The sequence below is a fragment of the Anabaenopsis arnoldii genome (genome assembly GCF_028331025.1).
GTDB lineage: Bacteria > Cyanobacteriota > Cyanobacteriia > Cyanobacteriales > Nostocaceae > Anabaenopsis > Anabaenopsis arnoldii.
In genome coordinates, this window is sequence record NZ_JAQMUH010000045.1 from 1 (window position 1) to 3,872 (window position 3,872).

The 3,872-nt window shown below is 41.9% G+C and carries 3 protein-coding genes; 2 read left to right on the forward strand and 1 reads right to left on the reverse strand.

Annotated elements, in window-relative coordinates:
• Both PN457_RS03765 and PN457_RS03770 read left to right on the forward strand, forming a co-directional pair.
• The coding region (locus PN457_RS03765) for an RNA-guided endonuclease InsQ/TnpB family protein (RefSeq protein ID WP_271731421.1) at positions 1 to 1,122 on the forward strand (1,122 nt) is incomplete at its 5' end.
• Between the two features lie 81 nt (positions 1,123 to 1,203).
• Entirely contained in the window at positions 1,204 to 2,454 is a 1,251-nt protein-coding gene (locus PN457_RS03770; RefSeq protein WP_271731422.1) for a hypothetical protein, read from the forward strand.
• A gap of 69 nt (positions 2,455 to 2,523) precedes the next feature.
• On the opposite strand, the gene PN457_RS03775 is transcribed toward PN457_RS03770, so the two are convergent.
• A complete protein-coding gene (locus tag PN457_RS03775) occupies positions 2,524 to 3,669 on the reverse strand; it encodes a SpoIID/LytB domain-containing protein (RefSeq protein WP_271731423.1) in 1,146 nt (381 codons plus the stop codon).
• Positions 3,670 to 3,872 lie beyond the last annotated feature (203 nt).

Here is a 3,872-nt window from a genome sequence, read left to right on the forward strand (position 1 = left end):
CAACTCAAAGTTAACAAGCAACAACGACTACTACTGGCGCAACACGCAGGAGTAGCCAGACACGCTTGGAATCAAGGTTTAGCACTTTGTCAACAGGTATTATTACATAACAAACTTAATCCTCAAGACAAAATCAAATTTCCCACAGCTATAGATTTACATAAATGGTTAGTAGCAGCCATTAAATCTACCCTTCCTTGGTATTATCAAGTGTCTAAATGCGCCCCTCAATACGCATTAAGATATCTGTCAGATGCCTTTAAATCCTTCTTCAAAAAAAGTAAAGGCTTTGCTAAGTTTAAGAAAAAAGGGAGACAGGATTCTTTTACCTTAGATGGTGCAATAAAAATTGACTATAGAAAAATCAAAGTCCCCGTAATTGGTTGGCTGAAAACTTATGAAATTCTCCCGACTGGATATAAACCGAAATCTGTCACCATTAGTAAACAAGCCGATAAGTGGTTTATCTCTTGGAAACTGGAGGTGATAACCAATGAAACACCTAAAAAACAAGACTTTGTAGGAGTTGACTTGGGCATAAATCATCTAGCAACATTATCAACAGGAGAAGTATTTGATGGAGTAAAAAGCTATAAAAAGTATGAATCTAAATTAGCAAGAATGCAATACTTGAACCGACATAAACTCAGAGGTTCAAATAATTATAGAAAAGCCCAAATCAAAATAGCCAGATTACACCAAAAAATAGCTAATATCAGAAAAGATACATTACACAAAATCACCACCTATATCAGCAAAAACCACGCGGTTATAGGGATAGAAGATTTAAATGTATCTGGGATGTTAGCGAATGGGAAATTATCAAAAGCTATTGCCGATATGGGCTTTTATGAATTTAGAAGGCAGTTGGGATATAAAACACAACTGTATGGCAGTAAGTTAGTAATTGTGGATAGATTTTATCCCAGTAGTAAGACTTGCTCAAGTTGTGGAGAAAAGAAATCATCACTGCCATTATCTCACAGAGTGTTTAAATGTGATAGTTGTGGCTTTGAGAGTGACAGAGATTTAAACGCGGCGATTAATTTAAAAAAAGAAGCGGTCAGATTGATCGTGTTAGCCTGTGGACTAGATAGTGCCGACACTGCTAGGGTGAAATAGGAAGAAAAAGCCAATTTTTGTTAGTATTAGTTAGCTTTTTTTGGATCGGATACAGGTAAATTCTCACAGGAGGGAAGAATAGTGACTCCCAATCCCACCATCATGCAAGCTGTAGAAAAACTCGGTTACCGAGTGACTGTTGGTGATGTCTCAAGTCAGGGTGGCTTGAGTGTAGCGGAGGCGGGACAAGGTTTATTAGCCTTGGCTTCTGATGCGGGCGGACATTTACAAGTAGCAGAAACAGGCGATATTGTTTACCTGTTTCCGCGAAATTTCCGCGAAATATTACGTAATAAATACTTTCAGATGCGGTTGCAGGAATGGTGGAAAAAGGTCTGGGCAGTTCTTTTTTACCTGATTCGCATTTCTTTTGGTATTTTCTTAATTCTTTCTATTGTCCTGATCACTGTGACGATTATTATCATTGTGAATGCCGGGAGTTCAGATCGCAATGACAATGATCGAGGCCGCAGTTCTGGGGGTGGTGGGTTATTCTTTTTTCCATTCCCAGATTTATTCTGGTACTTCAGCCCCGATTATAGCACCCGCTCCCAACAACGGCATTACCAAAGACAGCAAGGAAGTAACTTGAATTTCTTTGAGGCTGTATTTTCCTTTTTATTTGGCGATGGTAATCCAAATGCTAATTTAGAACAACGGCGATGGCAAGAAATCGGGACTGTGATTGGGAATAATCATGGTGCGGTGGTAGCAGAACAAATTGCTCCCTATCTGGATGACCTTGGGGAAACTTATACACGGGAGTATGAAGATTATATGCTGCCTGTGCTGACTCGTTTTAATGGACAACCAGAGGTCAGCCCAGAAGGGCACATTGTCTATTATTTCCCAGAGCTGCAAGTTAAAGCCACTAAAACAAGCCCTGAATTAGTACCCACCCATTTAGAAGAATATCCTTGGCGTTTTAGTGCTGCAGGTGCAGGACAAATTATCCTGGCTGCAGGTTTGGGTGTACTCAATTTTGTGGCGGCTTTAATATTGGGAGGTTTAATAGCCGACGGGACAGCAGCGGCGCAATTGGGGGGATTAGTAGCTTTTGTAGAAGGGATTTATTGGCTATTGTTGGGTTATGGTGCGGGTTTCTTAGGTATCCCCTTAGTGCGTTATTTTTGGATTCAATGGCGCAATCAAAAAATTGCTGCACGCAATCGCGATCGCTTGTATCAGGCTCAACTATTAGCAAATCCAGAGGAGACTTTACAGCGAAAAATCAACTACGCACAGCAATTCGCTACAGAAAAAGTCATCAGTAGTGAAGATTTAGTTTATTCCACCGAAACCGACTTAATCGACCAAGAGCTTGAGGGCTAGCCAATAGCTAGTTATTTGCTAATAATAGATTACATATCCTCATAAATGCTAAGATAGTGGTGCAGTAACTTACTTGGTCTTAATTGGGGTCAGGGTTACCCCTTGGTAGTAATGTCCTAAAATTTGCAGGTGGTTGGCTCCTTGTCGAGCCAGATTATAGGCTCCCCACTGGCTCATTCCTAAGCCATGACCAAATCCTAGACCTTGGAGGACAAAATTACCATTTGTGCCTCTAGTGATATTAAAGCGCGTGCTTCGGAGTTTGAGTGCAGTTCGCACCTCTTCCCCTCTGAGTACTCTTGTACCTTGCTCACCCACAATTTTTAAAGCTTTCACACTGCGGAAAGGTGAGAAGGCTTGTGGAATCATATCTTTGATGTTACCAATACCGGAAATTTTCGAGCTAATTTCATCGGGGGAAAAGGTTTGCACCCAGTTACAAGCGCTGATATTTTGATCGTAGTCTTGAACAGCACGCAAGTAAGCCAGGCGTTTTCCCCAAACATCTTCGACATTTTCAGTATGCCCCCCAGAACAGGCGTGAAACGCGGAGAGAATAATTTGATTGTTATGTGTTAATACTTTCCCAACTGTAGAATCAACGGCCGCGTAAATAGCAGGAGATTCCTTAGCGACTCCTTGATAAATTTGCCACCGGTCAGGAGTAGCCCCTAAGTCATAAGTGGGATGATTGCGCTGTTCCCGGCGCTTGTAAAGTGCGTAGGTGCGAGCAGCTATGGCCTGGGCTTTGAGGGCTTCCTGAGGCCATCTAGAATCCATTTCACCACCGATGACACTGTAAAGATATTCTTCTAAATCAACCCAGTTAACGACATCTAACCCTTTATCTGTAGGCAAAACCAAGGTTCTGCCACGATACCAGCGATCGCCAATATAAACAAATCCCTTATTTGTCGGCTCAATCCAAAATAAGCCAGATTGCCACCTATTGAGAGCCACACCACCGGGGATACTTTGGGCCTCAAATGAACTCATAGCGGGTAATTGTCCCAGAGTCCGGCCTCTACTATCCTTGACAAGTGCAGTTGTGGAACTACCCACCTTGACTTGATTAACTCCCCTCTCAATTGCCACGCGCAGGATGATAGACGCTTGAGCCGGGGCGACTAAAACCATCCACAAAAAGATGCCTATCCACCAATGACGTACTTTAAGCTGGGAAAACAAAGAGCCTAATAACAGTTGAAATTTCATACTCATCATTTAAATCACATTTAAGCAAGTATCTATGATCTACCAGTGAAGATGAGACAGTTCTGCTAGATAAAACCTAGACAAAGCTAGACTTTACTTTCTACTTCAACGGGAGCATGGGAGCGGTTATCCCTTAGTAGACTTGCACGCCTTAGCCAGACGCGATATTTCTCTTAAGATTTACAAGAAAGACTACCGCTATC

What these genes read in the sequence shown, in the direction of transcription:
- PN457_RS03775 (WP_271731423.1), bottom strand. Translation starts at nt 3,669, where the DNA reads ATGAAATTTCAACTGTTATTAGGCTCTTTGTTTTCCCAGCTTAAAGTA.